The 24303-nt window shown below is 72.2% G+C and carries 23 protein-coding genes; 20 read left to right on the top strand and 3 right to left on the bottom strand.

The window, feature by feature from the left end:
• Nucleotides 1-121: 121 nt before the first annotated feature.
• From ACZ39I_RS31040 to ACZ39I_RS31015, 6 genes are all read left to right on the top strand, one after another.
• Nucleotides 122-1555 (top strand): NAD(P)H-hydrate dehydratase, encoded by a 1434-nt coding sequence (locus ACZ39I_RS31040; protein WP_467248187.1) that lies wholly within the window; start codon nt 122-124, stop codon nt 1553-1555.
• A gap of 113 nt (nt 1556-1668) precedes the next feature.
• A complete protein-coding gene (locus tag ACZ39I_RS31035; RefSeq protein ID WP_467248185.1) occupies nt 1669-2292 on the top strand; it encodes a M23 family metallopeptidase in 624 nt (207 codons plus the stop codon).
• A 118-nt stretch (nt 2293-2410) separates the two neighbouring features.
• Nucleotides 2411-3580, top strand: a complete 1170-nt coding sequence (gene alr, locus ACZ39I_RS31030; RefSeq protein WP_467248183.1) for an alanine racemase — start codon at nt 2411-2413, stop codon at nt 3578-3580.
• Between the two features lie 84 nt (nt 3581-3664).
• A complete protein-coding gene (locus tag ACZ39I_RS31025) occupies nt 3665-4918 on the top strand; it encodes an alpha/beta fold hydrolase (protein ID WP_467248182.1) in 1254 nt (417 codons plus the stop codon).
• Nucleotides 4890-5396: a tRNA (adenosine(37)-N6)-threonylcarbamoyltransferase complex ATPase subunit type 1 TsaE gene (gene tsaE, locus ACZ39I_RS31020; protein ID WP_467248181.1), complete on the top strand. Its 507-nt coding sequence runs from the start codon at nt 4890-4892 to the stop codon at nt 5394-5396. Before ACZ39I_RS31025 ends, tsaE begins: the two co-directional genes overlap by 29 nt.
• 146 nt (nt 5397-5542) lie before the next feature.
• Nucleotides 5543-5710, top strand: a complete 168-nt coding sequence (locus ACZ39I_RS31015; RefSeq protein ID WP_467248180.1) for a hypothetical protein — start codon at nt 5543-5545, stop codon at nt 5708-5710.
• A gap of 37 nt (nt 5711-5747) precedes the next feature.
• Here the strand turns inward: ACZ39I_RS31015 and ACZ39I_RS31010 are convergent, their stop codons facing one another.
• Nucleotides 5748-6299: a hypothetical protein gene (locus ACZ39I_RS31010; protein WP_467248178.1), complete on the bottom strand. Its 552-nt coding sequence runs from the start codon at nt 6297-6299 to the stop codon at nt 5748-5750.
• Between the two features lie 176 nt (nt 6300-6475).
• On the opposite strand from ACZ39I_RS31010, the gene tsaB reads away from it, so the two are divergent.
• The 4 genes from tsaB to ACZ39I_RS30990 are packed head-to-tail and all read left to right on the top strand — an operon-like array spanning nt 6476 to nt 8985.
• Nucleotides 6476-7132, top strand: coding sequence for a tRNA (adenosine(37)-N6)-threonylcarbamoyltransferase complex dimerization subunit type 1 TsaB (gene tsaB / locus ACZ39I_RS31005; protein ID WP_467248176.1), 657 nt, complete (start codon nt 6476-6478; stop codon nt 7130-7132).
• Nucleotides 7129-7659 carry a ribosomal protein S18-alanine N-acetyltransferase gene (gene rimI, locus ACZ39I_RS31000; RefSeq protein WP_352389199.1) on the top strand — a complete coding sequence of 177 codons (531 nt, stop codon included), beginning with the start codon at nt 7129-7131 and terminating at the stop codon, nt 7657-7659. Before tsaB ends, rimI begins: the two co-directional genes overlap by 4 nt.
• Nucleotides 7652-8737, top strand: a complete 1086-nt coding sequence (tsaD, locus tag ACZ39I_RS30995) for a tRNA (adenosine(37)-N6)-threonylcarbamoyltransferase complex transferase subunit TsaD (RefSeq protein WP_352389198.1) — start codon at nt 7652-7654, stop codon at nt 8735-8737. The genes rimI and tsaD overlap by 8 nt, the downstream gene beginning before the upstream one ends.
• Nucleotides 8734-8985, top strand: coding sequence for a hypothetical protein (locus ACZ39I_RS30990; RefSeq protein ID WP_467248173.1), 252 nt, complete (start codon nt 8734-8736; stop codon nt 8983-8985). Before tsaD ends, ACZ39I_RS30990 begins: the two co-directional genes overlap by 4 nt.
• 9 nt (nt 8986-8994) lie before the next feature.
• Here ACZ39I_RS30990 and ACZ39I_RS30985 read toward each other — a convergent pair whose 3' ends face one another.
• On the bottom strand, nt 8995-11295 hold the full coding sequence (locus tag ACZ39I_RS30985) for a beta-xylosidase/alpha-l-arabinosidase (protein ID WP_467248171.1): 2301 nt from the start codon (nt 11293-11295) through the stop codon (nt 8995-8997).
• A 128-nt stretch (nt 11296-11423) separates the two neighbouring features.
• Between ACZ39I_RS30985 and ACZ39I_RS30980 the strand changes: the two genes are divergently transcribed.
• The 7 genes from ACZ39I_RS30980 to ACZ39I_RS30950 all read left to right on the top strand — a co-directional run bounded on the left by ACZ39I_RS30980 (nt 11424) and on the right by ACZ39I_RS30950 (nt 20670).
• Entirely contained in the window at nt 11424-12488 is a 1065-nt protein-coding gene (locus ACZ39I_RS30980) for a LacI family DNA-binding transcriptional regulator (RefSeq protein ID WP_467248169.1), read from the top strand.
• Nucleotides 12489-12754: 266 nt separating this feature from the next.
• A complete protein-coding gene (locus ACZ39I_RS30975) occupies nt 12755-14089 on the top strand; it encodes a glycoside hydrolase family 10 protein (RefSeq protein WP_467248167.1) in 1335 nt (444 codons plus the stop codon).
• 61 nt (nt 14090-14150) lie between these two features.
• Entirely contained in the window at nt 14151-15197 is a 1047-nt protein-coding gene (locus tag ACZ39I_RS30970; protein WP_467248164.1) for an LCP family protein, read from the top strand.
• A gap of 105 nt (nt 15198-15302) precedes the next feature.
• Complete coding sequence (locus ACZ39I_RS30965; protein ID WP_467248161.1) at nt 15303-16694, top strand: FG-GAP and VCBS repeat-containing protein; 1392 nt, start codon at nt 15303-15305, stop codon at nt 16692-16694.
• Nucleotides 16695-16831: 137 nt separating this feature from the next.
• A complete protein-coding gene (locus ACZ39I_RS30960) occupies nt 16832-17188 on the top strand; it encodes a YciI family protein (RefSeq protein WP_467248159.1) in 357 nt (118 codons plus the stop codon).
• A 47-nt stretch (nt 17189-17235) separates the two neighbouring features.
• Nucleotides 17236-18513 carry an RNA polymerase sigma factor gene (locus tag ACZ39I_RS30955; protein ID WP_467248156.1) on the top strand — a complete coding sequence of 426 codons (1278 nt, stop codon included), beginning with the start codon at nt 17236-17238 and terminating at the stop codon, nt 18511-18513.
• A 114-nt stretch (nt 18514-18627) separates the two neighbouring features.
• Nucleotides 18628-20670, top strand: coding sequence for a cell wall-binding repeat-containing protein (locus ACZ39I_RS30950; protein WP_467248154.1), 2043 nt, complete (start codon nt 18628-18630; stop codon nt 20668-20670).
• Here the strand turns inward: ACZ39I_RS30950 and ACZ39I_RS30945 are convergent.
• Nucleotides 20648-21841: a class I SAM-dependent methyltransferase gene (locus ACZ39I_RS30945; protein WP_467248152.1), complete on the bottom strand. Its 1194-nt coding sequence runs from the start codon at nt 21839-21841 to the stop codon at nt 20648-20650. The two genes, ACZ39I_RS30950 and ACZ39I_RS30945, sit on opposite strands and share 23 nt — an antisense overlap.
• Nucleotides 21842-21932: 91 nt before the next feature.
• Here ACZ39I_RS30945 and ACZ39I_RS30940 point away from each other — a divergent pair, with 91 nt between their 5' ends.
• The 3 genes from ACZ39I_RS30940 (at nt 21933) to groES (ending at nt 24259) form a co-directional block, all read left to right on the top strand.
• Complete coding sequence (locus tag ACZ39I_RS30940; RefSeq protein WP_467248149.1) at nt 21933-22880, top strand: polysaccharide deacetylase family protein; 948 nt, start codon at nt 21933-21935, stop codon at nt 22878-22880.
• Nucleotides 22877-23653: a polysaccharide deacetylase family protein gene (locus tag ACZ39I_RS30935; RefSeq protein WP_467248147.1), complete on the top strand. Its 777-nt coding sequence runs from the start codon at nt 22877-22879 to the stop codon at nt 23651-23653. The genes ACZ39I_RS30940 and ACZ39I_RS30935 overlap by 4 nt, the downstream gene beginning before the upstream one ends.
• A gap of 297 nt (nt 23654-23950) precedes the next feature.
• Nucleotides 23951-24259 (top strand): co-chaperone GroES, encoded by a 309-nt coding sequence (gene groES / locus ACZ39I_RS30930; protein ID WP_007384130.1) that lies wholly within the window; start codon nt 23951-23953, stop codon nt 24257-24259.
• Nucleotides 24260-24303 lie beyond the last annotated feature (44 nt).

Here is a 24303-nt window from a genome sequence, read left to right as displayed (position 1 = left end):
CTTCATGCGCAACCGGTGAGACGTGGGCCCCGGCGATCCGCCGCGGGCGCGGAGGGTGCCGATGTTCGTGCCATGACCGGCTCTTCGCGTTGCACGGCGGTTCTGCGGCAGACTCGATCACATGCGTACTGCGTACAGCGTGGAGACGGTCAGGACCGCCGAGCGGGAGTTGATGGCGCGGCTTCCGGACGGGGCGTTGATGCAGCGGGCGGCGGCCGGGCTGGCCGCCGCCTGCGCGGATCTGCTGGGGCGGGTGTACGGCCGGCGGGTCGTGCTGCTCGTCGGGAGCGGGGACAACGGCGGCGACGCCCTGTACGCCGGAGCCCGGCTGGCCCGGCGTGGGGCCGGTGTCACCGCCGTGCTGCTCGCGCCCGAGCGGGCCCATAACGGGGGGCTCGCGGCGCTGCGGCGGGCGGGAGGCCGGACGGTGGCTCCGGGCGGCGCCGAGGAACTCATCGAACGCGCCGATCTCCTCCTCGACGGCATCGTCGGGATCGGCGGCAAGGGCGGGCTCCGCCCCGACGCGGCCCGGCTGGCCGAGGTCGCCGAGCGGTCCCGCGCCGCCGTCGTCGCCGTGGATCTGCCCAGCGGGGTCGACGCCGACACCGGTGAGGTGCGCGGGGCGGCCGTGCGGGCCGACCTCACCGTCACGTTCGGGACGCACAAGCCAGGGCTGCTGATCGATCCCGCGCGGGAGTACGCCGGGTCGGTGCGGCTCGTCGACATCGGACTCGCGCTCCCGGCGGAGGCCGAACTGGAGGCCCTCCAACACGCCGACGTACGGCGGCTGTTGCCCGTGCCGGCCGGGGAGAGCGACAAGTACCGGCGGGGCGTCGTCGGGATCGCCGCCGGGTCCGCGCGCTATCCCGGGGCCGCCGTGCTGGCCGTGTACGGGGCGCTGCGGGGTGGCGCCGGAGCCGTACGGTACGTCGGGCCCGCCGGGGACGCCGTGATCGCCCGCTTCCCCGAGACGCTCGTCTCCGACCGGGGGCCGAAGCAGGCCGGGCGGGTGCAGGCGTGGGTGGTGGGACCGGGGGCCGGGGACGACGCCTCGGCCGTCGCGGAGGTACTGGCGTCGGACGTGCCGGTGCTCGTCGACGCGGACGGGCTGCGGCTCGCCGACCGGGAAGCCGTACGCGCGCGTACCGCCCCGACCCTCATGACCCCGCACGCCGGAGAGGCCGCCGCGCTCCTCGGGGTGGCGCGCGAGGAGGTCGAGAGGGCCCGGCTGGCCTCCGCGCGGGAACTCGCCGGGCGCTACGGCGCGACCGTGCTGCTCAAGGGCTCGACCACGCTGGTCGCCGACGCGGGCGGCGGGGCCGTACGCGTGAACCCGACCGGGACGGCCTGGCTGGCCACCGCCGGCAGCGGGGACGTCCTGTCCGGCCTCGCGGGGTCCCTGCTCGCGTCGGGGCTGAGCGCCCTGGACGCCGGCAGCGTGGGCGCGTACCTGCACGGGCTGGCCGGACGGTTCGCGGCCGACGGGGCCCCGGTGGGTGCCCACGACGTGGCGGAGGCGGTACCGGCGGCCTGGCGGGACGTCACGGACGCGTGACCCTGGGCCATTTGGCCCGGCAAACGGGCGAGTCACCGCGAACTACTACCTGATGGGACCAATACCGGTCGGTCGAATATGCGGAGCCGAAAGAGCGATGTTTCGCTGGCCGCATGGATGAGCCAATAATACGAGGCACCACCCGGCGTGAATTGCTGGGAGGAGCGGCAGTCGTTCTGGGGAGTCCCGTTCTCGGTTTCCGCGGGGACAGCCCAGAACCGTTAGAGGAAGAGCGCGACGGGAATTGCGGCAGCGACTACGACGCGGAATACGAGGAGCTCCTCGAGTCCGCCGAGGACGTCGAGGTCAGCGACCGCTCCCTCGCAGCGGCCAAGTGGACTCGCCCCATCCGGAAGCGGGCCAGAGTGACCATGCGCTACCGCGTGCGGGGAAACTGGCTGGCCGGATACCACACCGGAGTGGATCTTGCCGTGGCCAAGGGAACCCCGGTTTACGCGGTGGGCACCGGCGTCGTCGTCCTGGCCAGCTGGTCGGGGTCGTACGGAAAGGCCGTGACGATCAAGATGAGCGATTCCCGGTACGTGCTCTACGCCCACCTCTCGCGCATCTCCGTCGCGCGCGGTGCCAAGGTCAGGGCCGGCACCCGCATCGGGAGCAGCGGCGCCACCGGGCGCGCCACCGGCCCGCACCTGCACTTCGAGGTGCGTTCCCGCCGCCCGTACGGCTATGACATCGACCCGGTGAAGTACCTGGCCCGGCACGGTCTGATCCTCTGAGCCGCGCGACCCACATGTGCCCCGACGTGTCACCCGACGTGTGACCCACACGCGTGTGGGTGCGTCCCGGGACGTGCTCATCGGCGGTGTCAGTCGCCTCTGAGACACTGGGGGCGCCATGAACGAGACACCAACCGCCCCGACCGCACCGCTGCGCGCCCGCGCCGAGATCGACCTGGCCGCGCTGCGGGCCAATGTGCGGGCCCTGCGCGCCCGCGCGTCGGGGTCCGCCCTCATGGCCGTGGTCAAGTCCGACGCGTACGGCCACGGCGCGGTGCCCTGTGCCCGCGCCGCGGTCGAGGCGGGGGCCGGGTGGCTCGGGACCGCCACGCCGGAGGAGGCTCTGGCGCTGCGCAGGGCGGGGCTGCCGGGGCGGATCATGTGCTGGCTGTGGACACCCGGCGGCCCCTGGCGGGAGGCGATCGAGGCCGACCTCGACGTCTCCGTCAGCGGGATGTGGGCGCTGCGGGAGCTCGTCGCGGCGGCCCGCGAGGCCGGCGTACCCGCGCGCGTGCAGCTCAAGGCCGACACCGGCCTCGGGCGCAACGGCTGCCAGCCCGGCGAGGACTGGGCCGAGCTGGTCGCCGAGGCCCTGCGCGCACAGTCCGAAGGGCTCCTGCGCGTCACCGGCCTCTGGTCGCACTTCGCCTGCGCCGACGAGCCGGGCCACCCCTCCATCGCCGCCCAGCTCACCCTCTTCCGCGAGATGCTCGCGTACGCCGAGGGCCAGGGCGTGCGCCCCGAGGTGCGGCACATCGCCAACTCGCCCGCCACCCTCACTCTTCCGGAGAGCCACTTCGACCTCGTCCGGACCGGCATCGCGACCTACGGCATCTCGCCGAGCCCCGAGATGGGCGGCCCCGCCGACTTCGGACTGCGCCCGGTGATGACGCTGTCGGCGTCGCTCGCGCTGGTCAAGCGCGTTCCGGCAGGCCATGGCGTCAGCTACGGCCATCGCTATGTCACCCCGGGCGCCACGACCCTCGGTCTCGTGCCCGTCGGATACGCGGACGGCATCCCACGGCACGCCTCCGGCGCCGGGCCGGTGCTGGTCGACGGCAAGTGGCGCACGGTCGCCGGGCGGATCGCCATGGACCAGTTCGTCGTGGACCTCGGCGGCGACGAGCCCGCCACCGGCACCCGGGCCGTGCTCTTCGGCCCCGGCGACCGGGGCGAGCCCACCGCCGAGGACTGGGCGCAGGCAGCGGGCACCATCGCCTACGAAATCGTGACCCGCATCGGAACGCGCGTTCCCCGCGTCTATGTGAATGAGGGACAAGCGGGGTAACCGCAACAGTGCGCGTCAGATCAGCCAGTCCCGCAACACCGGTATCACCCGGCCCTTGAACGACCCAGCGAACAGGAGCGGTACGTGAGCGAGAGCAGTGCGGAGGCCGTCGTCGACGCCGCCGCTTCGGTGGCCCTCGCCTCCGCTACGGCGGCGGGTGGCGGGTGGCGCCGGGCGACCGGGGTCGCCGGCGCCGCGATAGGCGTGATCGCCGCGGGCGCCGCGGCGGGTGTCGCCCTCGAGCGGCTCACCGTCGGACGAGGCATGCGGGAGCGGGCCCGGCTCGCCCTCGACTCGACCGGGCCGTACGGCGCAGTGCGCGGCACCCCCGGCAAGGCGCAAGCCGACGACGGCACCGAGCTGTACTACGAGGTCGACGACGTCGATCCGGAGGCCGCTCCCGCGCTGTCGCCGCGCCGGCGCCGGCTGTTCGGGCGCAAGGCCCCCGCTCCCGTGACGGTCGTCTTCAGCCACGGCTACTGCCTCAGCCAGGATTCCTGGCACTTCCAGCGCGCGGCGCTCAGGGGTGTCGTACGGACCGTGCACTGGGACCAGCGCAGCCACGGGCGGTCCGGGCGGGGTGCCCGGCAGGTGCGGGACGGGGTGCCGGTCGACATCGAGCAGCTCGGACGCGACCTCAAAGCCGTCATCGACGCTACCGTCCCCGAGGGCCCGATCGTGCTCGTCGGTCACTCCATGGGCGGAATGACCGTCATGGCACTGGCCGACCAGTACCCCGAACTCATCCGCGACCGCGTGGTCGCGGTGGCCCTGGTCGGTACGTCGTCCGGGCGGCTCGGCGAGGTCAACTTCGGATTGCCCGTCGCGGGCGTCAACGCCGTACGGCGGGTGCTGCCGGGCGTCCTCAAGGCGCTGGGGCAGCGCGCCGACCTGGTGGAGAAGGGCCGACGGGCCACCGCCGACCTGTTCGCCGGGGTCATCAAGCGCTACTCCTTCGCGTCCCGGGACGTCGACCCGGCCATCGTCCGGTTCGCCGAGCGGATGATCGAGGGCACCCCGATCGACGTGGTCGCCGAGTACTACCCGGCGTTCGACAACCACGACAAGACCGCCGCCCTCGCCCACTTCGTGGGCAAGCCGGTGCTCGTGCTCGCTGGAGTGGGCGACATGGTCACACCCAGCGAGCACAGCGAGGCGATCGCCTCCCTGCTGCCGGAGGCGGAGCTGGTGCTGGTCCCCGACGCCGGGCACCTCGTCATGCTGGAACACCCGGAAGTGGTCACCGACCGCCTCGCCGACCTGCTCACCCGCGCGGGAGCGGTACCCGCAGGGGCTACCGTTGGCGGTTATGGAAGCAGTACCGCGCAACCCGGTTGAGACCGAGCTGACCGTCACCTCCCCCGAGCAGATGCGCGAGCTGGGCCTGAAGCTCGCCAAGCTGCTGCGCGCCGGGGACCTCGTGATGCTCAGCGGGGAGCTCGGCGCGGGCAAGACGACACTGACCCGCGGACTCGGTGAGGGGCTCGGGGTGCGGGGGGCCGTGACCTCGCCGACCTTCGTGATCGCCCGGGTGCACCCGTCCCTGGGGGACGGGCCGCCGCTCGTCCACGTCGACGCGTACCGCCTGGGCGGCGGGCTCGACGAGATGGAGGACCTCGATCTCGACGTCTCGCTGCCGGAGTCGGTGATCGTCGTGGAGTGGGGCGAGGGCAAGGTCGAGGAACTGACCGACGACCGGCTCCAGGTGCAGATCCACCGCGGGGTCGGTGACACGACCGACGAGGTGCGGCACGTGACGCTGACGCCGGTCGGGGAGCGGTGGGCCGCGGCCGACCTCAGCGTGCTCACGGCCTGAGAAGCCGTCCGCCACCCGCCGTGTGAACGTTTCCGACAATCCGTCGGCAAGATATTGCACAGTGCGTCATGTGCGTGGTCACATGGTACCCAGCTCGTGGTTAGGCATACCTAACCACGCCCGCCCCCGAACTCCTGGAGGCGTCCATGTCGGCCACCGAGAACCGGCCCCAGCCGTACGTGCTCGTCGGCGGTGTGTCCATGCGTGATCTGCTGGCGTCCTGTGCGGCCGCGGAGGCCGTCTCCGCACCGCCGCGGCTGCCCGACCCGGGGACGACACGGACGGCTGCCACCGAGCGCCCCAAAGCGGCCTGAGCTCCAAACCGGCCTGAGCCGCCCCAAAGCGGCGGGGTCAGTGGATGACCGCGACCTTCGCGCCGATCGTCGCGAAGGCCCACATCGCGTCGCCGTCCTCGCGGGACTCCCGGATGCCGCCCGTCGGCACCGTGGTCGCGGCGGGAGCCGGACGCCCCGCCTGCTCCACGGCCGAACTGAAGCCGATCGCCACGCCGTCGATGCTCGTGAAGCGGACCACGTGCTCGATGGGCGTGCCGTCGGTGCCGGTCACGGAGTTCGAGCGGGAGGTCACCACATAGACGCCGGGCGCGGGGTCGATGGTGCCGGGGATGACCTGGAAGGTGCGGGTGACCTGGCCGCCGGCGTTGACCAGCCAGACACGGTTGTCGTCCAGGGAGTACACGACGCGCTCGCCGGCGCCCGAGCCCGGCGGCAGCGCGGCGGGGTTGCGCTCGTCGCGGGGGACCTTCGAGGTGACGGCCGCGGGGCCACTGCTGGTGTGCGCCCTGGCGGGGACCGTCGCGGAGGCCTGGTAGGCGAGGAAGCCGACCGTCGCGAGGGCCGCTGTGGTGAGAGTGGTCACGAAAGCCGCGTTGCTGGTTGCCACCGGTCACCTCTCGAGTACTTGGTCCTGATTTGTGGCGACCGTAGCAGGTCGTCGAGGGGGTGCCGTGCCGTCATGGCTGCTCGCGCCCGCGCGCCGGAACCGTAGGCCGTCACACCCCCGAGGGTCAGTAGCGGCCTGCGGCCACCCGGGTCCTCCCGGAGCCGTAGGCTGTTTGCGTGCTCTTGCTCGCTCTGGATACCGCCACCCCCGCCGTGACCGTCGCCCTGCATGACGGGCGGGACGTCGTCGCCTCGTTCAGTCAGGTGGACGCGCGCCGGCACGGGGAGCTGTTGTTGCCGGCCGTCGACCGGGTGCTCGCGGACGCGGGGGTGAAGCTGGACGCGGTCACCGGGATCGTCGTGGGAATCGGACCCGGGCCCTACACCGGGCTGCGCGTCGGGCTCATGACCGCCGACACCTTCGGCCTCGCGCTCAAGATCCCCGTGCACGGGGTGTGCACCCTGGACGGACTCGCCTACGCGGCCGACGTCGGCGACGGCCCCTTCGTCGTGGCGACCGACGCGCGGCGCAAGGAGGTCTACTGGGCCACCTACTCCGACCCCCGCACCCGCGTGAGCGATCCCGCGGTCGACCGGCCCGCCGACATCGCCGAGCAGGTCGAGGGGCTGCCCGCGGTCGGCGCCGGGGCCCTGCTCTACCCCGACACCTTCCCCGACGCCCGCGAGCCCGAGCACGTGTCGGCAGCCGCGCTCGCCGCCCTCGCCGCCGAGCGCATCGAGGCCGGGGCGGAACTGCCCGCGCCGCGCCCGCTGTATCTGCGGCGGCCGGACGCGCAGGTGCCCAAGAACTACAAGGTGGTCACCCCCAAGTGACCACACCCGTGATTCCTGTGCTGCGTGAGATGCGGTGGTGGGACATCGAGCCCGTCCTGGAGCTGGAGCGGGACCTGTTCCCGGAGGACGCCTGGTCCCGGGGCATGTTCTGGTCCGAGCTCGCGCACTCCCGGGGCCCCGAGGCGACCCGGCGGTTCGTGGTGGCCGAGGAGGGCGAACGGATCGTCGGATACGCCGGACTCGCCTCCGCGGGCGAGCTGGCCGACGTCCAGACGATCGCCGTCGCCCGCGACCACTGGGGCACCGGACTCGGGGCGACGCTGCTGACCGAGCTGCTGCGGGCCGCGACCGCCTTCGAGTGCGCCGAAGTGATGCTGGAGTGCCGGATCGACAACATCCGCGCCCAGAAGCTCTACGAGCGCTTCGGCTTCGAGGCCATCGGGTTCCGGCGCGGCTACTACCAGCCGGGCAATGTGGACGCCCTGGTCATGCGGCTGACCACAGCATCCGACAGCGGCTCCGCCGAGCGACCGACATCAGAACGAGGAACCGAGATCAATGGCTGACGAACCGCTTGTCCTGGGCATCGAGACCTCCTGTGACGAGACCGGCGTCGGCATCGTCCGGGGTACCACCCTGCTGGCCGACGCCATCGCGTCCAGCGTCGACGAGCACGCCCGGTTCGGCGGCGTGGTGCCGGAGGTGGCCAGCCGGGCGCACCTGGAGGCGATGGTGCCGACCGTCGAGCGCGCCCTGAAGGAGGCCGGTGTCTCCGCCAAGGACCTCGACGGCATCGCCGTCACCGCGGGTCCCGGACTCGCCGGCGCGCTGCTTGTCGGGGTCTCCGCGGCGAAGGCGTACGCCTACGCGCTCGGCAAGCCCCTCTACGGCGTGAACCACCTCGCCTCCCACATCTGCGTCGACCAGCTGGAGCACGGGGCGCTGCCCGAGCCGACGATGGCGCTGCTGGTCAGCGGCGGGCACTCGTCGTTGCTGCTGTCCTCGGACATCACCTCCGACGTACGGCCCATGGGCGCGACCATCGACGACGCCGCCGGCGAGGCCTTCGACAAGATCGCCCGGGTGCTGAACCTCGGCTTCCCGGGCGGCCCGGTCATCGACCGGTACGCGCGCGAGGGCGACCCGTCGGCGATCGCGTTCCCGCGCGGACTGACCGGGCCGCGCGACCCGGCGTACGACTTCTCCTTCTCCGGTCTGAAGACGGCGGTGGCCCGCTGGATCGAGGCCAAGCGGGCCGCGGGGGAGGAGGTGCCGGTGCGTGACGTGGCGGCCTCCTTCCAGGAGGCGGTGGTGGACGTGCTGACCCGCAAGGCCGTGCGGGCCTGCAAGGACGAGGGCGTCGACCATCTGATGATCGGCGGTGGCGTGGCCGCCAACTCCCGGCTGCGGGTCCTGGCCCAGGAGCGCTGCGAGGCCGCCGGGATCCGCCTGAGGGTCCCGCGGCCCAAGCTGTGCACCGACAACGGCGCGATGGTCGCCGCCCTCGGCGCCGAGATGGTGGCCCGCAACCGCCCCGCCTCCAGCTGGGACCTCTCCGCCGACTCCTCCCTGCCGGTGACCGACCCCCATGTGCCGGGCCACGACCACGTGCACGAGGTCAGCAAGGAGAACCTCTACTCGTGACGGTCGCGTTGATGTGGGAGGCCCGCGCGGTCGAGGGCCGGGGCGACGACCTGCTCGCCTGGGCCCGCCGACAGGAGCTTGCCGTACGGCCGTTGCGGCGCGAGACCTTCCGGGCGCCGCAGGACCGCGTCCTCGTCATCACGTGGTGGGACGCGGCCTACGACGCCGAGCTGCCCGAACTCCCCGAGCCGGACGGTGAGTTGGCAGCGAGGGCGGTGCACCGGTGGCGGTTCGAGTCGGTGGGGTGACGGCGACCGCTACGACACTTCCGTCTCGCAGCGCAGTCGGCGGTCCGCGCCCAGCTCCCGCACCGGGCCCGTCAGACGCAGCCGTGCCGTATGCCGGACCTCCGCGCTCGACGCCGACAGCCGTAGCTCCAGGTCGCCCGGTTCGACGATCCGGCGGCCCTTGCGGTCGGTGAACGCCGACAGCTCCGCGTGGAAGCGGAAGGTCACGCGCCGGGACTCGCCCGGCTCCAGCTCCAGCCGCTGATAGCCGATCAGCCGGACGTCCGGGCGGGTCACCGAGGCGACCGGGTCGTGCAGGTACAGCTGGACGACCTCGGCGCCCGCCCGGCCCCCCGCGTTGCGCACGGTCAGCGACACGTCGTACGTGCCGTCCGTGCCGATCTCCGCCGGCGCGCCGCCCGTGAAGTCCTCCCACGCGAACTGCGTGTAGGAGCGGCCGTGTCCGAAGGCGTACAGCGGGGTCGGGTCCAGGTTGCTGACCTCGCCCGCGAGGCCGAGGGGCGGCTGGAGATAGGTCCACGGCTGACCGCCGGGCACCCGCGGCACGCTCACCGGGAGGCGGCCCGAGGGGTTGATGCGGCCCGACAGCACTCCCGCCACCGCCGGGCCGCCCTCCTCCCCGGGGAAGAAGGCCTGCACGACCGCGCCGAGCCGGCCGTCCCAGCGGCCGAGCGCGTAGGGGCGGCCGGTCAGCAGGACCAGCACGACCGGGACGCCGGTGGCGACCAGCGAGTCCAGCAACTCGCCCTGCACGCCCGGCAGTCGCAGGTCCGTCACATCGCAGCCCTCGCCCGAGGTGCCCCGGCCGAACAGGCCCGCCCGGTCACCGAGCACCGCCACACAGACGTCCGCCTCGGCCGTCCGGGCCACCGCCTCCTCGAAGCCGCCGGTGTCCGGCTCGTCGACCCCGCAGCCCTCGGTGAACGTCACCTTGGCGTCGGGGAGTTCGGCGCGCAGCGCCTCAAGGACCGTGGGGATTTCGATGCCCATCGGGATGTCGGGGTGGTGGGTGAGGACATGGGAGGGGAAGGAGTAGCAGCCCAGCATGGCGAGGGCGTCGGCGGCGCGGGGCCCGACGACCGCGATCCGGGTGTCCGGGACCAGCGGGAGCAGGCCGTCCGGGTTGTCGAGGAGGACCACCGACTCCTCGGCGAGGCGGCGGGCCAGTACGCGGTTCGTCCTCGAGTCGAGGTCGATCCGCTCGGTGGGCTCCGGGCTCCAGTCCTCGTCCAGGAGGCCCAGCTCGCACTTCTGGAGCAGGACCCGGCGGGCCGCCCGGTCGATCAGGGTCTCGGGCACGTCCCCTGCCCGGACGGCCTCGAGGAGCGGGTTTCCGTAGCACTTCACCGTCGGCAGTTCGACGTCGAGGCCCGCCGCGAGGGCCGCGTGCGCCGCGCCCGCCTCGGTGCCGGCGATCCGGTGCTGGGTCTGGAGGAAGCCGACGCCGAAGTAGTCGGCGACCACCGTGCCGGTGAACCCCCACTCCTCGCGCAACAGTTCGGTCAGCAGGCCGGGGTCGGCGGAGGCCGGGACGCCGTCGGTGTCGGTGTACGCGGCCATCACCGAGCGGGCCCCGCCCTCGCGCAGGGCGAACTCGAAGGGCGGCAGGGTGATGTCGGCGAACTCGCGCACGCCCGCCCGCACGGGCGCGAGGTTGCGGGCACCGGCCGAGGAGGCGTACCCGGCGAAGTGCTTGAGCGTGGCGACGATCCCCGCCGACTCCAGGCCGCGGACGTAGGCGGCGCCGATCGTGCCCACCAGGTACGGGTCCTCGCCGATCGTCTCCTCGACCCGTCCCCAGCGCGGGTCGCGGACGACGTCCAGGACGGGGGCCAGACCCTGGTGGACGCCGACCGTGCGCAGGTCGCGGCCGATGGCGCCGGCCATCTCCTCGACCAGTTCGGCGTCCCAGCTCGCACCCCAGGCGAGCGGGACCGGATAGGCGGTGGCCCGCCAGGTGGTGAAGCCGGCCAGGCACTCCTCGTGCGCGAGCGCGGGAATGCCGAAGCGGCCGGCCTCGGCGATACGGCGCTGGGCGCGGGCCAGTGCCTGCGCGCCCAGCGCCGGGTCCACGGGGGCGGTGCCGAAGGGCCGGGTGAGCTGCCCCAGACCCCGGGTGATCAGCTCGTCCCAGTCGTAGTCGGCGGTCATCTCGCGCTGGAGGGGGGCGACTCCGTCCCCGTCCGTGCTGGCGCCCACCCACACGCCGTAGAGCTGGGCGGTCTTCTCCTCCAGGGTCATCCGGGAGAGGAGGTCGTCGACGCGGGCGGAGGCGGTCAGTGCGGGGTCACGCCAGGGCGCGGTGGTCATGTAACTCCTGTCGGGCTCGACTGTCGGGCCGACTTCGCGAATGTTTCGACATTTAATCCGAATGTTTTGGGAACCTAGGGCCGCACGGAGGGTTCGTCAAGAGGTCGTGCAGGGATACGATCGCCGCCATGACGCCCCCCGAGCCCGCTGAAACCCGGACGACTTCCCCGACGGCAGGACGGTCGCCGCAGACGGCCACGCTGGCCGAGATCGCCCGCGAGGCGGGTGTGTCGGCGCCGACAGTTTCGAAGGTCCTCAACGGCCGGGCCGACGTCGCGCCCGCGACCCGCGCCCGCGTCGAGGACCTGCTGCGCGCGCACGGCTACCGGCGCCGGCGTGCCGAGGCGAGCCGTTCGCCCCTGATCGACCTGGTCTTCCACGAACTGGAGAGCGCGTGGGCGATGGAGGTGATCCGGGGTGTGGAGAACGTGGCCCGTGACGCCGGGCTCAGCGTCGTGCTGAGCGAGAGCGCGGGACGGCTCACCCCCGGGCGCACCTGGGCCGACCAGGTCGCCGCCCGCCGCCCGCACGGAGTGGTCCTGGTGCTGTCCGGGCTCGACGAGTCCCAGCGCGCGTTGCTGGGCAGCAGATCGATCCCGTTCGTGGTGATGGACCCGGCCGGCGATCCGGGCGCCGACGTGCCCTCCATCGGCGCGACCAACTGGCAGGGCGGGCTCGCCGCGACCCGCCACCTGGTCGAGCTGGGGCACCGCAGGATCGGCGCGATCAGCGGGCCCTCCCGCATGATGTGCAGCCGCGCCCGCATCGACGGCTACCGGGCCGCCCTGGAGACGGCGGGGCTGCCCGTCGACCCCGGGCTGATCATGGCCGGTGACTTCCACCATGAGACCGGCTACCGCCAGGGCCTGGAACTGCTGCGCCGCCCGGACCGGCCCACCGCGGTCTTCGCCGGCAACGACCTCCAGGCGCTCGGCCTCTACGAGGCGGCCCGCGAGCTGGGCCTGCGCATCCCGGAGGACCTGAGCGTGGTCGGCTTCGACGACCTTCCGGTGGCGCCCTGGGTGGGCCCGCCGCTGACGACCGTACGGCAGCCGCTGACCGAGATGGCCGAGGCCGCGGCCAAGCTGGTGCTCGACCTGGGCCGGGAGGGCGGGAGCCCGGCGGCGACCCGGGTGGAACTGGCGACGAGCCTGGTGGTGCGCAGCAGTACGGGGACACCTCCGGCGGTTTGACCGGGCGGGTACGACCCCGACCGCGCTCCGGCCGACGGCCCCCGCGCCAACGGCTTGGTGGTGCTCCTCGTGGGGCGGCCGCGGGTTTGTCGTGGCTGGTCGCGCAGTTCCCCGCGCCCCTGGGTGGGACATCGCGGCCGGTGCCATGGACTTCGGGTGCCGCAGTACCGCCGAGGCCGGGGAGTGGTTCTTGACGGGTGCGGTGCGTGCCCCCACACTCCACCGAAGCCAATCGGTTGCACGACCGAAACTTTCGGAGGCCCCGCATGAGATCTCTGAGAACCGGCTTACCCCTCCTCTTCCTGGGCGCGCTCCTGGCCACCGCGCCCGCCGCCCACGCGGCCGGCACCACCCTGCGGGACCTCGCCGCCGCCAAGGGCAAGGTCATCGGTACGGCCGTCACCGGGTCCAAGCTCACCGGCACCTATGGCGACCTCGCCGGGACCCAGTTCAACTCGCTGACCCCCGGCAACGCCATGAAGTGGGGCTCGGTCGAGCCGAGCCGCGGCAGCTACAACTGGGCCGAGGCCGACCAGATCGTGAACTTCGCCGAGGCCCACGGCCAGCAGGTGCGCGGCCACACCCTGGTCTGGCACAACCAGAACCCGGACTGGCTGACCAACGGCACCTGGACCCCGGCCCAGCTCAGCCGGCTCCTGGACGACCACATCGCGCTCGAAGTGGGCCGTTACAAGGGCCGGCTCGCCGCCTGGGACGTCGTCAACGAACCCTTCAACGAGGACGGCACCTACCGCCAGAGCCTCTGGTACAACGGCCTCGGCACCGGCTACATCGCCCAGGCCCTCACTGCCGCCCGCGCCGCCGACCCGGCCGCCAGGCTGTACATCAACGACTACAACGTCGAGGGCGTCAACGCGAAGTCCACCGCCCTGTACAACCTGGTCAAGTCGCTGAAGGAACAGGGCGTCCCGATCGACGGCGTCGGTCTCCAGGCCCATCTGATCGTCGGCCAGGTCCCCGCCACGCTCCAGCAGAACATCCAGCGCTTCGCCGACCTCGGGGTGGACGTGGCGATCACCGAGCTGGACATCCGGATGACGCTGCCCTCCGACAGCGCCAAGCTCACGCAGCAGGCCGCCGACTACAAGGCCGTCATGAACGCGTGCGTGGCGGTCGCCCGGTGCGTCGGCGCCACCGTCTGGGGCTTCACCGACTCCGACTCCTGGATCCCGAGCACCTTCCCCGGCCAGGGCGCGGCGACGCCGTACGACGAGAACTACGCGCCGAAACCGGCGTACCACGCGATCGCGGAGGCGCTCGGCGGTACGACCACCCCGCCGCCGACGGGTGCGTGCAGCGCGGTCTACAGCGTGACCAGTCAGTGGAACACCGGCTTCACGGGGCAGGTGACGATCTCCTGCTCGGGTGCCGCCCTGCCGTCCTGGAAGGCCGGCTGGACGTACGGCGCCGGGCAGCGGATCACCCAGGCCTGGAACGCGATCTGCACCCAGTCCGGGACCGCGGTCAGTTGCACCAACGCCGCCTACAACGGGACGGTGCCGGACGGCGGCTCGGTGACCTTCGGATTCAACGGCTCGTGGAGCGGGAGCAATCCGGTTCCGGTCGTGACGCTGGGTTGAGAAGTCTGAGATTTTCCGAAGAAAGCTGCCCGAGAGGCGTTCCTCGTAATAATTCGGACTTATGTTCCTCTCTGTGATCGGAGACGACGAGGACAGACGAGTGGGTCGGCGGCCGGGCGTACTGAAGGCCGTCGGCCTCACCCTCGCGGGTGCGCTGGTCGTGGGCTGCGCCGCGGCGGGCTGGGCGTACTGGCACCTCAACAGCAACATCAAGAGCGTCGACATCAACAGCGCGCTCGGCGACGACCGCCCCGCCAAGGCGACCCCGACCCCCTCGGTCGCGCAGCAGGCACCGCTGCCCACCGAGGCGCTGAACATCCTGGTCCTGGGCTCCGACTCGCGCAGCGGCAAGGAGAACCAGGCGCTCGGCGGCGGCAGCAGCACCGGCGCCCGGTCCGACACCGCGATGGTCGTGCACATCGACGCGGGCCGCATCACGGCCACCGTCGTCAGCATCCCGCGCGACACCCTCGTCACCCGGCCGTCCTGCCCCCTGGAGAGCGGGGGCTCCACGGCGGTCTCGTACGGCGCGATGTTCAACAGCGCCTATGCGGTGGGCGGTCCGGTGTGCGCGGTCAAGACCGTCGAGTCGATCACGGACGTCCGCATGGACCACTACATCGAGATCGACTTCTCGGGCTTCGCGAAGCTGGTGAACGCGCTCGGCGGGGTCACGGTGACCACGGACGAGGACATCGACGACAACGACAGCCACCTGCATCTGAAGGCGGGCACCCATCGCCTCGACGGCAAGCAGGCCCTCGCCCTCGCCCGCACCCGGCACGGTATAGGCGACGGCAGCGACCTGGGCCGCATAGGCCTCCAGCAGAAGCTGGTGACGGCTCTGCTGGAGCAGATCTCCTCGACGAACCTGCTGACCAGCCCCACCAAGCTGTACTCCGTGGCCGACGCCGTCACCGGCAGCCTCACCACCGACACCGGCCTGGACTCCCTGACCGGGCTGATGAGCCTCGGCGAGAGCCTGAAGGGCCTGGCGGCCGACGACGTGAAGACGGTGACCATGCCGGTCGTGACCGCGCCCTCGAACCCGAACCGGGTGGTGGCGAGGGAACCCGCGGCGAGCGAGCTGTGGGAGTCGCTGCGCTGAGCCCTCGCTGACGTGTTCACCGAAAAATGAACGCCTGCTGCAACCAGTGAGCGCCCAGGGATGTCTGTTGCGGTGACCACATTGCAGTAACCAGGGGGAACACCGATGTCCAACTCGCGTTCGTACAAAGCTTGGTCCGTGCCGCTGATCGCCGGAGTGCTCGCGCTCGGCGGGATACCCGCCCTGGCGGGCACTGCCGCGGCGGCCGAATCGAAGGCCGTCCAGAACGACTTCAACGGCGACGGCTACAAGGACCTCGCCGTCGGCGCCCCGATCGCCACGGTCGGCGGCAAGCAGGGGGCGGGCTACGTCACCGTCATGTACGGCGGCCCGCACGGCCTGACCAAGGACAGCCGCACCATCATCAGCCGTTCCACCAGCGGGATCCCGGGCGATCCCGCCGCGGGCGAGAACTTCGGCTACCAGCTGTCCACGGGGGACCTGGACGGCGACGGACGCACCGACCTGATCATCGGGCAGGCCTCCTCGACCCGGGACGCGGTCGTCGTCTGGGGCACCAAGGAGGGCCTGTCCGGCGGGGTGTCCGTGCCCGCGGCGACCACCCAGGCGGGCGACTTCGACGGTGACAGCTGGCCGGACCTGGTCCTGTTCCGCGGCGGCCGTTCCCCGGGCGACGACCCGCTCGGCACCGAGGCCACCGTCTGGCGGGGCCCGATCTCCCGGACCGGGAAGCCGGCCGCCACGCAGGACTTCGGCTCGCCCAAGGTGGAGCCCTTCGACGTGATGAACGCGGCCGCCGGGGACGTCAACGGCGACGGCCGCGACGACCTCGCGCTGACCGTCTACACCGGCGACGGCGGCATCGGCTCCCAGCTCTACCTGTCCAACGCCTCGGGAGGCGTTTTCACCTATGTCGCCGGCCCCGAGGGCAGCGGCCAGGTGGCCTTCGGCGACGTCAACGGCGACGGCTTCGACGACGTCGTCCGGGGCGTCCCGAACCAGTCCACGGTCACCGTGGCCCTCGGCTCGGCCTCCGGTCTGAAGCCGGCGTCGACCTGGAAGTCGTACAGCCAGGACACCGAAGGGGTTCCCGGCGCCACGGAGGAGGAGGACCGTTTCGGCGACGCGGTTTCCGCCCGTGACGTCAACGGCGACGGTTACGCCGACGTGGCCGTGGGCGCGCCCGGCGAGGCGCTCGGCGACAAGGGCGGGGCGGGCATGGTCAACGTCCTGTACGGCAGCCGCGACGGCCTGACCGGCTCGGGTGCCCAGGGCTACACCCAGGACACCGACGGCGTCCCCGGTGCCGCGGAGTCGAGCGACAACTTCGGCGGCTCGGTCAGCCTCCTCGACATCAACGGCAACGGCTACGCGGACCTCGCGGCGGCGGCGCCCCGTGAGAACACCGGTGACGGAGCGGTCTGGTCGCTGCGGGGGCGTCCGACCGGCATCGTGACGGACGCGGCGTTCACCTTCGGCCCGGTGACGATCGGGGCGCCGTCCGCCAAGGCGTGGTTCGGCGGGGTGCTGTCGTAGCAGGTCAGGACCCTGTTTCGGGGCCCTGGAAAAAATCTCCGAGGAAATCCGCGGGGTCTGTCGATCCCGGCCTCTCCCGATCGACGCACTGGTGAGAGGCCGGGAAGGACCGGCCCCGTAGCGACCGAGGAGTCACCATGCCGCGTTACCTGTCGATGGTCCGGATCGACGAGAAGACCGCCCCTGCCGAGGGCCCCAGCGACGCCCTGATGCAGCGCATGGGCGAGCTGATCGAGGAGATGACGAAGGCCGGGGTGCTGCTCGACACCGCCGGGCTCACGCCGACCGCGCAGGGGGCCCGGGTGCGCTGGGAGAAGGGGCAGCTGTCGGTGACCGACGGGCCCTTCACCGAGGCGAAGGAGGTCGTCGGGGGGTACGCGATCATCCAGGCCAAGGACATGGCCGAGGCGATCGAGTGGACCAAGCGCTTCCTGAAGGTGCACGAGGAGCACTGGACGGTCACCTGCGAGGTGCGGGAGATCGCGGAGGGCTGAGCCCGCTTCCTTGGCCGCGGGGACGTACGGGTGTCGAATGGGGGGTTGTGACCTCACAGCCCCCCACCACCGACGCCCGCTCCTCCGTGCAGACCGTCGTGGAGACCGTCTTCCGGATGGAGTCGCCGCGCATCATCGCCGGTGTCACCCGGGTCGTCCGGGACGTCGGCATCGCCGAGGAACTCGCGCAGGACGCGCTGGTCGCGGCGCTGGAGCAGTGGCCGCGCGACGGCGTCCCCGACAACCCGGGCGCCTGGCTCACGGCCATCGCGCGGCGCCGGGCCGTGGACCTGGTCCGCCGCCGGGAGAACTACGCCCGCAAGCTGGCCGAGATCGGCCGGGACCTGCCGGAGACCGCCCCGCCGCAGGAGCCCGCCGACCCCGAGGACATCGACGACGACCTGCTCAGGCTCGTCTTCACCACCTGCCATCCGGTGCTGTCCGCCGAGGCCCGTACCGCCCTCACCCTGCGGCTGCTCGGCGGTCTGACCACCCCGGAGATCGCCCGCGCCTTCCTCGTCCCGGAGGCGACGGTCGCCCAGCGCATCGTGCGCGCCAAACGGACCCTCGCCACGAAGAACATCGCCTTCGAGGTGCCCTACGGCCCCGACCGCGAGGCCCGCCTCGGCTCGGTCCTCGACGTCATCTACCTGATCTTCAACGAGGGGTACGCGGCCACCGCGGGCGACGACTGGCTGCGCCCCTCCCTGTGCGAGGACGCCCTGCGGCTGGCCCGCCTGCTGTCCGCCCTCATGCCCAAGGAATCCGAAGTGCACGGCCTGGCGGCCCTGTTGGAGTTCCAGGCCTCCCGCACGGCCGCCCGCACCGGACCGCGCGGCGAGCCGGTCCTGCTCAAGGACCAGAACCGCAGCCGCTGGAACCGCATGCTCATCGCCCGCGGCATCAAGGCCCTGAGCCGCGCCGACGCCACGGCCACCGGCGCCCCGGGCCCCTACGTCCTGCAGGCCGCCATCGCCGCCTGCCACGCGCACGCGTACTCCTACGACGAGACCGACTGGCCGGCCATCGCCACCCTCTACGCCCTGCTCGCCGCCCGCACCCCCTCCCCGGTCGTCGAACTCAACCGCGCGGTCGCCGTCTCGATGGCCGAGGGCCCGGGCCCGGCCCTGGAGATCGTCGACGCACTCATCGACGAACCCGCCCTGGCCGACTACCACTTGCTGCCGAGCGTGCGCGGCGATCTCCTGGCCCGCCTCGGACGCACGACGCAAGCACGGGCCGAGTTCGAGCGAGCGGCGGCGCTGACCCGCAACGAACGCGAGCGGGAGATGCTGCTGGACCGGGCGCGGGAGTGCGGTCGGTAATCCGTTTTCGAACAGTTGCACATCAGTAAATTTGTTCCCCTGCTGTCCCGTTGGCGTCCTACAGTGGCCCAGTCTCTGTGTGGAGACCGTGAAAACCCTGTAGAGGATGACAACTTGAGACTGTTCACGCGCCGCCGTGCCGCGGCGCTCGCGACCGCGGCGGCGCTCGCCGCGGTGGGCACCCTGGCCGCCGCACCCGGCGCCGCCGCCGACGACGCGGGCCCCTGGCCGGGCGTCGAGGGCCGGATCCTCACCGACGGCCCGGTGCTCGTCGACACCGCCACAGGCAAGCAGACCGCGGTGCCCAACACCTACGGCGGCTACGCCGCCTGGGCCCCGGACGGCAGCCGTCTGGTCACCTCCGCGAGCCAGATCAGCAGCATCCGCCCCAGCGGCGGCTCGAAGTTCACCCTGCCCTGGGCGGAGGGCGTGCGCTCCAGTGCCCAGTACCAGGACCTGACCTTCTGGTGGGGCGGCCGTTACGTCGTCTTCTCCACCGGCGGCCAGCTCGCCTACGGCCCCTCCGACGCCTCCTGGGCGCCCCGCCCGCTGCTGTCGTCGGCCCTGGAGCCGGACACCGTCTGCGACACCGACCCGACGGTGAGCCCGTCCGGCACGGTCGCCTTCGAACGCCGTATCAACTACGGCTGCTACGACAACGCCGGCGTGTACGTCTACGACCCGACCGCCAAGACGGTCAAGCGGGTCCTCACCAACGCCGGGCAGCCCGCCTACTCGCCCGACGGCACCAAGCTGGCCTTCGTCCGCAAGGACACCGACGGCAAGCAGCAGATCTTCACGGCCAAGGCCGACGGCACCGGCGTCAAGCAGCTCACCACCGGGCCCGGCTACGTCGCCAACCCGTCCTGGTCGCCCACCGGCACCCGGATCGTCTTCGACGCGCACACCACGGGCGACAGCACCGACGTACAGACCACCGAGTACGCCGACGTCGCCACCGGTGAGCGCACGGCCGTCCCGGGCACCCCGCAGGGCGGCAACCCCAGCTGGCAGCCGCTGCGCAAGAACACCACCGCCCGGATCTGGGGCTCCGGCAGCACCCCGACCGTCGTCGCGGCCTCTCGCTGGACCTGGAACAAGGTCGGCACCAGCGCGCCGGGCCTGATGGACGCCAAGGCGGCCGTGCTGACCAACCAGGACAGCACCGCGTACGCGCTGACCGCGCCCGCGCTGGCCGGCAAGAAGCAGGGGCCGGTCCTCGCGACCCCGAAGGGCGGGCTGTCGGCGGCGGTGAAGGCCGAGCTGAAGCGGGTGCTGAAGCGAGGCGCCAACGTCTACCTCCTCGGCTCCCCGTCCGTCCTGAGCTCCACGGTCACCTCCCAGGTCAAGGCCCTCGGCTTCACGCCCAAGCGGCTGACCGGCGCGGACCGCTTCGCGACCTCGGTCGCCGTGGCCAAGACGATCACCACCAGCCCGAAGTACGTCTTCCTGGCCTCCGGCACCGACGCCTACGCGTCCCTCCCGGCCGCCGCAGCGGCCGGCGCCGACGGCACGAGCAGCGCGGGCGGCCTCGTGCTGACCAACGGCAAGAAGCTGTCCTCGTCGGTGAAGTCGTACCTCAACGGCCTCAACCCCGCGAAGACCATGCTCATCCCGGTGGGTGCGGACGCCAGGTACGCGCTGACCCACACGGACTTCTCCCGGTGGCCCTCCTCGTACTCGTACTACCCGATCTCGGGGAAGACCAGGGCCGCCCTCTCGGTGGCCGTCGCCAAGTTCTGGTGGAGCACGCCGAGCAACGTGGCCCTCGCCTACTCCGGTTCCTGGCGTGACGGGCTGTCGGCGGCCGGGGCGATGAACGTCTTCGGGCCAATCCTGTGGACCTCCCGCGCCTCCCTCTCGCCCGAGCTGACGAGCTATCTGCTGCGTGAGTCCGCGAGCACCAACGCCGTGATCGCCTTCGGCGGTACCGGCAACCTCTCGGCGAGCACCCTCGGTTCGGCGGGCGCCTCGGTCGCCGCGAACAGCGCCCAGGTCCTCTACACGCCGTTCCGCAACGGCGACGAGCCGGCGAGCAGCCGCACGAGCGCCCTGCGCACCGGCGGCGACGAGACCCGGAACGCCACCGCGGCGCGCACCGGCCCGGTCGGCGCCGACCCGCACCTGGAGTCGCTCAGGACGGTCCAGCACCAGTAAGAGCCCTCGCGGGGGCGCCGATCAGCATGGTCGGCGCCCCCGCGACCCGGGTCAGGAACACGGTCGCCGAGTGCGGCCCCTGCGGCTTCGGCAGCGCCTTGCGCCGCAACTCCTCCGGCTCGACGGCCGACCCCCGCTTCTTCACGGTGAGGATCCCGACCTCCCGCTCCCGCAGCAGGGCCTTCAACTTCTTCACGTTGAAGGGGAGTTGGTCGGTGATCTCGTAGGCGGTGGCGTACGGGGTCGGGTGCAGTGCGTCGGCGGTGACGTAGGCGATGGTCTCGTCGACCAGCCCGCCGTCCAGGTCCTCGGCCACCTCGGCGACCAGATGGGCCCGGATGACGGCTCCGTCCGGCTCGTACAAGTACCGCCCCACGGACCGGACTTCGGGGTCGGGGAGACCCCGCCCCAGCAGCGTCCGCGGTCCCGGCAGCAGCGTCGCCCGGACGGCGCCCGGCGCGGTGCCGAACCACAGCACCGCCTCCTTCACGTCCCCGCCGTCGGAGATCCACTCCGCCTCGGCCTCCGACGGAACCGCCTCGTGCGGGATGCCCGGCGCGACCTTCAGCGCGGCGTGCGGGGCCTTCAGAGCCGCCCGCACGGCCCAGGACAGCGGCGGTGAATAGGCCTCCGGATCGAAGATGCGGCCCCGCCCGCCGCGCCGCGCGGGATCCACGAACACGGCGTCGTACGCGGCCGTGTCGACCTCCGTGACATCCGCCTCCAGTACGTCGATCAGGCCGGCGAGTCCCAGCGCGTCCGCGTTCGCCCGCGCGGCCGCCGCCGTCAGCGGATCCCGGTCCACCGCGAGGACCCGGATCCCGGCGCGGGCCAGCGCGATCGCGTCACCGCCGATCCCGCAGCACAGGTCCGCGACGGAGGTGACCCCCAGGGCCCGCAGCCGCTCGGCCCGGTACGCCGCCACGCTCGCCCGTGTCGACTGCTCGACCCCGTTGGGCGTGAAGAACATCCGCTCCGAGTCCTCGGCCCCGAACTTCGCCGCCGCCCGCTGCCGCAGCCGGGCCTGGCCGAGCGCCGCGGAGACCAGCTCGGCGGGGTGCTCGCGGCGCAGCCGGGTGGCGACGGCGAGTTCGTCGGCGGGGGCGGTGCCGCGCACGTCGTCGAGGAGGGCACGGCCCTCGGGGGTGAGGAGGGGGGCGAGGTCGGTCACCGGGTCATTGTGGGCCAGTCGGTGGACGGTCCGCTTCCGGGCGGCGGTGTCGGCCCGGGTGCTCCGCCCTGACCTGCGAGGATCCGGCGCCATGGGAACAGTAGGACAAAACGATAAAAATGGTGCGTTGAGGGTGTCGATCCGCGGCGGACTCGTCCTCCTGGCCGTGGCCGCCCTGGTCTCCGGCTGCGCCCGTCCGGCCGGGACGGACGCACGGCCGCAGCGGCCCCTCAAGGCACCTCCGGCCCCCACGGCCGCCCCCGCCGCCGACCTCCAGGCCGACAAGACCGTCATCCGGGCCGCCAGGCTCCGCGCCGAGCAGAGACGGATCGCCATCGCCAGGCACTGGGGGTTGAAGCAGGTCCCACTGACGGCGCCGCCCGCGCCCGTGAACAAGCCCCGCATCACCACCCGCGATGGCTTCGAGGTCGAGGGCCACGAGGAGAAGGGGCTGCCTCCGGTCTTCACCACGATCCCCACCGAAGAGAAGATCGTCTTCCTCACCATCGACGACGGCGCCGAGAAGGACCCCGCGTTCCTGCGGATGATGAGCGAGCTGAAGATCCCCTACACCGCCTTCCTCAGCGACTACCTGGTCAGGGGCGACTACGGCTACTTCGCGAAGATGCGGGACGCGGGGGTCGTGCTGAACAACCACACCCTCCACCACCCCTACCTGCCCGCGCTGTCGTACGCCCGCCAGAAGCGCGAGATCTGCGGCATGCAGGACGTCATCGAGAAGCACTACGGCACGCGGCCCGCGCTCTTCCGCCCGCCGTACGGCAACTACAACGAGGACACCCTGCGCGCGGCCAGGTCCTGCGGCATCGGATACGCGCCGATCTGGAACGAGGAGGTCTTCGTCGACCACTGGGAGTACCGCGAGGAGGACCAGAGGATCCACCCCGGCGACATCGTGCTCAGCCACTTCCGGGGCCGGGAGGACTGGAAGGGCACGATGACCGACATGGTCCGCCGCTTCCTGGACAAGGTCACGGCCGAGGGGTACGCCGTCGCACGCCTCGAGGACTACCTGTGAGACCGCGGACCCTGCTCTCCGCCGCACTGGCGGCCGTACTCCTCGCCGGCTGCGCCCAGTCCGTCGATCCCATCGAACGGCTGGGCAAGAAGGCGGCCCAGCGCGTGGGGTCCTACGGGCCGGCAAGGGCGGACGGACGGCCGTACCGCCACTGGGGTCTCGCGGCCCCGCTGCCGTCGCCCCCGCGGGTGCCGGCGCGCGCGGTGGCGGGCCCGGGCCGGGTGCCGCCGGTGGTGAAGCGGGTGCGGACGTCCGACAAGGTCGTCTTCCTCACCTACGACGACGGCGCGGAGAAGGACCCGCGCTTCGTCGACCTGGTCCGTGAACTGCGGCTGCCCGTCAGCATGTTCCTCACGGACAGCGTCGTCGGCCCCGGCTACGGCCACTTCGCGCGCCTCAGGTCGGTCGGCGCGAGCATCCAGAACCACACCCTGGACCACCCCGCCCTGCGCGGACTGCCGTACACCGGCCAGCGCGCCGAGATCTGCGGCCAGCAGGAGAAGGTGCGCTCCCGCTTCGGGATCCGGCCACGGCTGTTCCGGCCGCCCTACGGCACGTACGACCGCACGACCCTGCGCGCGGCGGCCGACTGCGGGCTCTCGGCGGTGGTGCTGTGGAGCGTGTCGGCGGAGGGCGGCGTGCCGGAGGGGCCGCTGCGGGCGGGCGACATCGTCTCGGTTCCGTCGGGAGCGGCGACGGGCCCGACCCTGAGACTGCTGCGGGAGATCCAGCGCCGAGGGCTGACAGTGGGTCGACTGGAGGACTACCTGTAGGCATTTCAGCCTGTCCGGCGTTTGAGGACGAGGCCCTTGGGCCGAAGCGGGGGTCCGGGGGCGGCAGCCCCCGGGACGGCAACCCCCACCCACGCGCACCCGAATTCCGCTCAGCCGCGCCGCGAATTGGCACTCCGCTTGACCGAGTGCTAATCACGGTCATAGTCTCGGGTCTGGCACTCCCCCCTGGAGAGTGCCAACACAGCGACGGGCAGGTCCGGCACCCGCGACGACGGATCCACCTGGTCGCCACCTCAGACAGTCAACCCCGTGATCTCCGAAGGGGGAGGTCGGATCGTGACGACCACCAGCTCCAAGGTTGCCATCAAGCCGCTCGAGGACCGCATTGTGGTCCAGCCGCTCGACGCCGAGCAGACCACCGCCTCTGGCCTGGTCATCCCGGACACGGCGAAGGAGAAGCCCCAGGAGGGCGTCGTCCTGGCCGTGGGCCCGGGCCGCTTCGAGGACGGTAACCGTCTTCCGCTCGACGTCTCCGTCGGCGACATCGTGCTGTACAGCAAGTACGGCGGCACCGAGGTGAAGTACAACGGCGAGGAGTACCTCGTCCTCTCGGCCCGCGACGTGCTCGCGATCATCGAGAAGTAATTCACCGAAGCATTTCTTTGAGCTGCGCCCCTGGCCCCCCGACC

The sequence above is a fragment of the Streptomyces sp. NPDC024687 genome (assembly GCF_055559055.1).
This window is presented reverse-complemented; position numbering and strand designations above follow the sequence as displayed.

Excerpts from the sequence above, each read along its gene's own strand:
- ACZ39I_RS31040 (WP_467248187.1), top strand. The coding sequence starts at position 122 with ATGCGTACTGCGTACAGCGTGGAGACGGTCAGGACCGCCGAGCGGGAG.
- ACZ39I_RS31035 (WP_467248185.1), top strand. The coding sequence starts at position 1,669 with ATGGATGAGCCAATAATACGAGGCACCACCCGGCGTGAATTGCTGGGA.
- alr (WP_467248183.1), top strand. The coding sequence starts at position 2,411 with ATGAACGAGACACCAACCGCCCCGACCGCACCGCTGCGCGCCCGCGCC.
- tsaE (WP_467248181.1), top strand. The coding sequence starts at position 4,890 with ATGGAAGCAGTACCGCGCAACCCGGTTGAGACCGAGCTGACCGTCACC.
- ACZ39I_RS31015 (WP_467248180.1), top strand. The coding sequence starts at position 5,543 with ATGTCGGCCACCGAGAACCGGCCCCAGCCGTACGTGCTCGTCGGCGGT.
- tsaD (WP_352389198.1), top strand. The coding sequence starts at position 7,652 with ATGGCTGACGAACCGCTTGTCCTGGGCATCGAGACCTCCTGTGACGAG.
- ACZ39I_RS30985 (WP_467248171.1), bottom strand. The coding sequence starts at position 11,295 with ATGACCACCGCGCCCTGGCGTGACCCCGCACTGACCGCCTCCGCCCGC.
- ACZ39I_RS30980 (WP_467248169.1), top strand. The coding sequence starts at position 11,424 with ATGACGCCCCCCGAGCCCGCTGAAACCCGGACGACTTCCCCGACGGCA.
- ACZ39I_RS30975 (WP_467248167.1), top strand. The coding sequence starts at position 12,755 with ATGAGATCTCTGAGAACCGGCTTACCCCTCCTCTTCCTGGGCGCGCTC.
- ACZ39I_RS30970 (WP_467248164.1), top strand. The coding sequence starts at position 14,151 with ATGTTCCTCTCTGTGATCGGAGACGACGAGGACAGACGAGTGGGTCGG.
- ACZ39I_RS30965 (WP_467248161.1), top strand. The coding sequence starts at position 15,303 with ATGTCCAACTCGCGTTCGTACAAAGCTTGGTCCGTGCCGCTGATCGCC.
- ACZ39I_RS30960 (WP_467248159.1), top strand. The coding sequence starts at position 16,832 with ATGCCGCGTTACCTGTCGATGGTCCGGATCGACGAGAAGACCGCCCCT.
- ACZ39I_RS30940 (WP_467248149.1), top strand. The coding sequence starts at position 21,933 with ATGGGAACAGTAGGACAAAACGATAAAAATGGTGCGTTGAGGGTGTCG.